The organism is Lichenifustis flavocetrariae (assembly GCF_026130545.1).
In the GTDB taxonomy this organism is placed as follows: Bacteria; Pseudomonadota; Alphaproteobacteria; order Rhizobiales; family Beijerinckiaceae; genus Lichenihabitans; species Lichenihabitans flavocetrariae.
The window spans coordinates 1-6,550 of sequence record NZ_JAMOIM010000098.1; the positions used below are offsets into that span (position 1 = coordinate 1).

Genomic DNA, 6,550 nt, shown 5'->3' on the forward strand with positions numbered 1-6,550 from the left:
AGGAATCCACGCGTGGCCGGCCCTGGCTGACGTCACGCCGCCTCCGCCACATAATCTCGCCCGAGACATAAGAAGGGTTATGTGGCGCGCCACATAACCCTTCGCGGGCGACGTCTTTGTCTTTCGCGGCCGGGGCGGATCGTTGATCAAGGCGCTGTGGCACGACGGGATCGGGCTGTCGCTTTATGCCAAGCGGCTGGACCGGGGCCGTTTTGTTTGGCCCCAGACGGTGGACGGCGCCGTGGCGCTGACGGCGGGGCAGATGGGCTATCTTCTGGAAGCGATCGATTGGCGGAACCCCCAACAAAGCTTTCGCCCTGGCGGGGCCGGATAGCGAAAAGCCTTGCACGTTCCGCTGGTTGTGATCCGACGCGGATGTGACGACGCCCTCCGACCCGCTCCCCTCCGCCCTCGCCGACGCCCATGCGTTGATCCTGTCGCTGCGCGACACGCTGGTGGTGGAGCGAAGCGAGGCGCTGGTGCGCCGGCTCGAGAACGAGAAGCTGAAGTTGCTGATCGCCAAGCTGCGCCGGGAGCAGTTCGGCCAATCCTCTGAACGCGGCAAGCTGCTTGTCGAACAGCTGGAACTGGCGATCGAGGATCTGGAAGAGAGCCAGGCGGCGGTGGAAGCCGAGACCGATTTGGCCGTGCCCGACGCCGTCAAGACCAGGCCCGAGAGCCAGAGAACGCGATCACGGCCGACGGTTCCGGCCGACCTGCCGGTCGAACGCATCGTCTATCCCGCTCCTTGCACCTGCGATCGATGCGGCGGAGCGCGTCTGCGCGACCCGGAGCACCACGAATACGAGCTCTACCTGGCGGTCGAGGACGTCGACCACTCCCGCACCAAGAAAAAAAGTCCGCAGACGAACGGCATCGTCGGGCGCTTCCACAAGACGGTGCTGGACGAATTCTACCGCGTGGTCTTACGGAAAAAGATCCTACGGCTCGATCGCAGAGCTGTAGGACGACCTCGACGCTTGGATCCGGAGCTACAATGAAGAGCGAGCCCACAGGGACGTTGGTGCTTTGGCAAGACACCCATGCGAACCTTTCTTGACGCCGTCCCGATCGCCAAGGAAAAGTTGATCGCCGCCTGATCACGGGAGGCAGTGCAAAACGACCACCTCCAGACGCTGTCTGTCAGGTCAAGTACAAACTACTACAGTTGATGTCTCGCCGAACTGCAGTTCATCGACCGCGCCGAAAGCGTCCATCTCATCGGGCGCCGGGCACAGGCAAGACCCACCTCAGTGTGTCCTTGGGCGTCGAAGCGATCAAAGCCGGCCGCAGCGTTTACTTCAGCTCCCTCGCCGACATCATCGCCGCGCTCTCGAAGGCCGAACGTGAAGGCGCGTTGCGCGACATTCCCGGTACGAAAAGGGCGCCATCATCCTCACCTCGAACCGCGGCTTCGCCATCTGCTTCGACGAGAAGTGTTCAAAGCGACCCCAATGCGGGTGGCTGCCTACCCGAATGCAGCCGCAGTCTGACGATCGAAGTGTCCGTTGAGTGAGGCTGGTCAGAACACCGGGAGCCCCCGCTCCCAGGGGGGCGTCCCCTGAAAGCGCTCGACCAGGAAATCGACGACCGCGCGAACTTTGGCAGGCGGCTTCCGATTAGCCGGATAGACGGCGAAGACACCCGGCAGTTCGAGCATGGATACGTCGAGCTTGATCGGCATGAGTCTGCCGGCTTCTATGTCTTTAGAGAGCAAAAAGGTTGGTTGATAGATCAAGCCCTGTCCCAGGACAGCGGCGGCAACGAGCGCGTCACCATTGCTTGCCCGAAGGTTGCCCCGCACCGCTATGGCCGTTTGCCCGTCCTTCCCGAATATCCAACGATCAAGGGAGAGCGTCTGCACGAGCGTATATGCCAGACAATTATGTGAGGTGAGGTCGGCGGATGTTCTTGGAGTGCCGTGTTTAGCGAGATATTCTGGCGAGGCTGCCAGAATCATATGGCAGGGCGCCAACCTTCGTGCTGTCATCGTTTGGTCGCGAACGGTGCCGATCCTCAGAGCCATGTCCCAGCCTTCCTCGACGAGGTCGACCATGCGGTCGTTGAGGCCGATGTCGATGCTCAGCCTTGGATGGAGACGGAAGAGGTCGGAGAGGTTCGGCACGAGTTCCCGCACCCCGAACGATACCGGCGCGCTCAAACGCAGCGTTCCAGTCACCTCGAGCCGTTCAGCGATTGCCGCGGCATCCGCTTCAGCGAGATCGGCCAGGACCCGCTCGATGCTGTCGAGATAGCGCCGCCCCGCCTCCGTCAGCGTCACCTTGCGAGTGGTGCGGTGCAGCAGCTTGACGCCAAGCCGGTCCTCGATGGCCCCGACATGCTTGCTGACCATGGTGGGCGACGCGCCGATCTCCCGTGCCGCTGCCGATAGGCTGCCGAGCGCCGCCACGCGTCCGAAGACCTTGAGACCCATGAAGCGGTCCAACATTTAGGCCTCACTCTTTTGGTGTGAGATGTTCCGTCGAATTGCTGCATTATCGTATCACCGCGGCGAGCCTAGGGTCGAGGACACCGAATCCGAGACGGAGCATTCCCCCGTGATCGACGCCCGCACCGCTCCCTTCGCCGCGACGCTACTTCGCGTAGCGCTTGGCTTCCTGTTCCTCGCGCATGCCGGGCTGAAGATATTCGTCTTCACGCCGGCAGGCACAGCGAAGTTCTTCGGCAACCTTGGGCTGCCGCCAGCTCTCGCGTACCTCATGATAGCGCTCGAAGTGATAGGTGGCCTCGCGTTGGTGCTCGGGATTTATAGCCGGATTGCCGCTCTTGTTCTGGTTCCCGGGATGATCGGCGCGATCGTCACGGTGCATGGGTCGGCGGGGTTCTTCTTCGACAATCCACATGGCGGGTGGGAATATCCGGCCTTCTGGATCGTTGGCCTCTTGTGCGTCGCACTGCTTGGCGACGGAGCTTTCGCCATGCTTCCGACCACCTTCAAGACCGACCGCGCGCACAACGCGACCGGACAGGTCAGGATCTAGCTCATAGACGGTCGCGAGTTCCCCGCCTTGACGGAGTTTGTGGCCGACTTACTCCGACCACGTTCCATCCAGAAGACTTGCATGTTCGACAACCACAAACTGAGCCGGCCAACCGGTTAAGAGGAGGGTCTATGATCGATACAGTCAGGACGAACGTTTCACGTTTTTCCGAAGCTCCTTCCGGCAGTCGCCGAGGGCTACTCAGACTATGCATGTGGGGTGGTCTTGTCGCCTTAATGCCAGCTGCCGTTGCGAAAGCTAATGAGGCGGGCAACGCGCGGGTGCAGACGGTTCCGACTTTGCCGGATCCAGCCTTGCCCATCGTGGATGTGCGCTTTCCGGCCGAGATAGCTCCGGGCGTGTTCATTCTGCCGGACAAACGGATCCCGCTCGTGCCCAACGTCGGCATTGTCGTCGGCCGCGACTCGGTGCTCGTAGTTGACTGCGGTCTTGGACCCCAAAACGGGGAAAACGTCATCAAATTGGCCCGACAGCTCGCACCAGGCCGGAGTATCATACTGACGGTGACGCACGCCCACCCGGAGCATGGTTTCGGCGCGCAAGCGTTTAAGCCGGATGCGCGCATCTATTACAATGCCGCGCAACGCGATTACTTCGCGCGTTCCGGTACAACGCTGCTGGACGGCTTTCGCGCCGTCCTGTCGACGGAACGCAGGGCCCTCCTCGATGGAGTCGTCCTCACGCCGCCCGATCAAACCTATGACGGCGACCGCGCGACGCTCGACCTGGGCGGGCGGCAGGTCGAGTTCCACACGTGGGGCACCGCGCACAGCCCAGGTGACCAGATCGTACACCTGCCGGACGAGCAGATCGTGTTCATCGGCGACCTGATCGAAGAACGTATGTTCCCGATCGTGCCCTTCTTCCCGCCGATGATCAATGCGAGCGACATCAATGTCGCGCGCTGGGAGTCGGTCCTCAGGGACGTGTTGGCACTCCAGCCGCGCCTCATTGTGCCGGGCCACGGCAACCTTGGCGGGCCGGAGATCGCAACGGATCTCCTCGGCTATTTCACGGAAGCTCGGGCGGTCTTCCGGACCACGGGTGTGCCAAGCGCCGAGCTCGATCAGCGGTTGCGTGCCAAGTATCCGACCTGGGAGCACAGTGAGTATATCTCCCCGGCGCGGCAATACTTGGCGCAACTGCCCGGTTAGAGCTATGACAACTCGATGAGCGAGGAAAGCGTGACGATAGCTAGAACGGTGTACGACAGGACCACTGTATACTTGCATTGGCTGACCGCTGCATCGGTCGCGATGCTGTGGATCATCGGCCAAACGGCGGACTGGATCCCGGACGGTCCCGCGAACACGGCAGTCTGGTCGATCCACGTGGTCCTGGGATTCGCTCTGGCGGCCATCCTGGCTTGGCGAATCGGATGGCGGGCTTCCGGAGGCCGGCGCTTGCCGCCGGCGGACAGCGGACCCCTCCAGACCTTCGCCAAGCTCACCCACTACCTCCTCTACGCCCTGCTGATTGTCGTAGTCGTGCTGGGGATCGTGAACGCGTTCGTGCGCGGCTACAACCTGTTCGACCTTGTCGACCTGCCGCAGGTCGGCGACCGGTCCTGGCGCCGCCCGATCACGCACTGGCATGGCCTTGCGGCCAACATCCTCCTCGGCCTCGGCCTGTTCCACGCCGCGGCCGCGCTGGTCCACCATTACCTCTGGCACGACGGCGTGCTGAAGCGGATGCTGCCCCGGGCACCGGTCGCGACGGTTCCTCCGGAACACGCCCATCGCTCTACAGTACTTTGAATAATCACACGTGAGCTGTCTTTCCACCGAATTCCCCCGATCGCTCACGTCGGTGGGCCGCGGGCCGCAATCCTCGCAGCTAACGAGGCATCTCCAGCGCGAGCCTTATGGTTGGGGTGGCGACGGCGGTAAGCTCGTCGAGCGAGGTCCTGCTCACTTGTGTCGCCGGCTTGGTAGCAGGCTCCATGTCGTTGGCTGCCGATCTACGTCCGTCGCGGTGTAGAGCCGGCGCTGGCGCGGTAGGTCGAAATCAACTCATGGCAAAGGAGGCCCCGGGAGCCCACGCCCGGGACGAGCTGGGCATCTGAAGCGATCTTTGCGGACCACCCTCAAGCGGCTCTGACCTCGGCCGCTGGGGAGTACGTGTCCGTGAGTTCGCAGGCCGATGCGTACTGGGGCGATTTCGGGCAGGAGAGCGCCGCGGAACTTGAGTCGGATCGCGATGCCGAGCTTGAGGAGCGTGCCACGAAGACCGACGGCACCAGGGCGGCCCTGGGCGCGACGAGCGCCGCCAAGGTCGGAAGGGCGGCACCGGCCGCTGCCGTCAAACTCGTCCATCGTTGACGCCGCCATATGTTCCAGAAAGCCTGACAACGAACACCGTCCAAGGCATCGAATAAAGGTTAAACACATGCAAGCTGTTCACACTGTTGCAGCGATCGCCGTTTCGATCGCGATGATGTCGGCTGCCGGCCATTCAAGAGCGCAGACAGCAGCCGATTTGACGCCCGATCGCGCGCGGATGATCGTTGCACCGCTTTACGAAGCGCTGAACGAGCCATCGAAGAAGGACATCACATCTCTCTTGGACGAAGCCACGAACGCCGATTATCAGTCATGCTCAGGTAACGAAGAGTGCGTTGATCGATCAAAATTACTCGGTGCGTTTAAATATCTAGGTGAAGTCATTCCAGACCTGCATTGGACGATCAAAGACGTGATTACCTCAGGCGACCGGATTATTGTTCGAGGAGAGGCGACAGGCACTCCGGTGCTCGACTTCTTTGGCGTGAAGCCGACTGGACGCAGTTTCAGGACGATGTCGATCGATACGTTCACGGTCAAGGACGGCAAGCTATCAAGGGCATATCATATAGAGAACTGGACTGCCGCAATGAAACAACTTGGAGCTTCTTTTTGACCGGGCGCACCTCCGGCCGACATGTTGCCGACTCTCCGACCGGACTCGCAAGCGCAGCCCGCGATCACGCGAAGCTTATCAGGACATCACGCGACTTTCAGACCACTGATCAGAACCATCGTGTCGCAGGATTGCCGACGTCCTATGACGGACATGACTTGTGACGCACCCAATCGTGCCGTTCTTCCCGCCGATGTGTCTCGCGAGCGATATTGATATCGCGCGCTGGAAGGCGGTCCTCAACGTGATCGCCTATGGGGATCGTCATCGTGCACGAAAGGAAAGCGAGCGGCAGCCTTGGAAAGTACCTGTGGAGCCCGGGGTCCGACGGAGCGGTAGCGAGAGCACCGAACTGCTCCGATTGACGGGCGTGAGGCTCCCGAAGTCGTTCGATCGACGTGGACAGGCGGTGGATGCTGGCCGAGCCGAGGCAGAAGCGAGTTCATCAGGATCTGCACAGACCCCTGGCCTCGAAGGCCAAGCGCGTACGTAGTTTCCGAGGCTAGAGCCATTCTTGCTCAGTTTGGGTAAGAGGGGCAAAACCGCGGGCAGAGGTCTCGTTTTCCGCTATGCGGCCTGCGGGTGATCTGATTCCCTGGTGGCATGTCGAACCCGCCCAGCATCGCGGC

Annotated in this window: 6 protein-coding genes and 3 pseudogenes; 8 read left to right on the forward strand and 1 reads right to left on the reverse strand. The window is 61.7% G+C overall.

Annotated elements, in window-relative coordinates; translation table 11 throughout:
• Positions 1-109 precede the first annotated feature (109 nt).
• The 3 pseudogenes from tnpB to M8523_RS35435 form a co-directional block, all read left to right on the forward strand.
• Positions 110-334, forward strand: a pseudogene (gene tnpB / locus M8523_RS35420) (IS66 family insertion sequence element accessory protein TnpB); the annotation flags it as partial.
• A 145-nt stretch (positions 335-479) separates the two neighbouring features.
• Positions 480-1,100: pseudogene (locus tag M8523_RS37055) on the forward strand (transposase domain-containing protein).
• 75 nt (positions 1,101-1,175) lie between these two features.
• Positions 1,176-1,419: pseudogene (locus M8523_RS35435) on the forward strand (ATP-binding protein); the annotation flags it as partial.
• 103 nt (positions 1,420-1,522) lie between these two features.
• Here M8523_RS35435 and M8523_RS35440 read toward each other — a convergent pair.
• Entirely contained in the window at positions 1,523-2,449 is a 927-nt protein-coding gene (locus M8523_RS35440) for a LysR family transcriptional regulator (RefSeq protein WP_282589503.1), read from the reverse strand.
• 109 nt (positions 2,450-2,558) lie between these two features.
• On the opposite strand from M8523_RS35440, the gene M8523_RS35445 reads away from it, so the two are divergent.
• The 5 genes from M8523_RS35445 (at position 2,559) to M8523_RS35465 (ending at position 5,921) form a co-directional block, all read left to right on the forward strand.
• Positions 2,559-3,002 (forward strand): DoxX family protein, encoded by a 444-nt coding sequence (locus tag M8523_RS35445; RefSeq protein WP_282589504.1) that lies wholly within the window; start codon positions 2,559-2,561, stop codon positions 3,000-3,002.
• A 323-nt stretch (positions 3,003-3,325) separates the two neighbouring features.
• Positions 3,326-4,177 carry an MBL fold metallo-hydrolase gene (locus M8523_RS35450; protein WP_282589508.1) on the forward strand — a complete coding sequence of 284 codons (852 nt, stop codon included), beginning with the start codon at positions 3,326-3,328 and terminating at the stop codon, positions 4,175-4,177.
• 30 nt (positions 4,178-4,207) lie between these two features.
• A complete protein-coding gene (locus M8523_RS35455) occupies positions 4,208-4,780 on the forward strand; it encodes a cytochrome b (RefSeq protein WP_282589505.1) in 573 nt (190 codons plus the stop codon).
• Between the two features lie 369 nt (positions 4,781-5,149).
• Complete coding sequence (locus M8523_RS35460; protein WP_282589506.1) at positions 5,150-5,344, forward strand: hypothetical protein; 195 nt, start codon at positions 5,150-5,152, stop codon at positions 5,342-5,344.
• Between the two features lie 67 nt (positions 5,345-5,411).
• Positions 5,412-5,921: an ester cyclase gene (locus M8523_RS35465; RefSeq protein ID WP_282589507.1), complete on the forward strand. Its 510-nt coding sequence runs from the start codon at positions 5,412-5,414 to the stop codon at positions 5,919-5,921.
• The last annotated feature ends 629 nt before the right edge of the window (positions 5,922-6,550 follow it).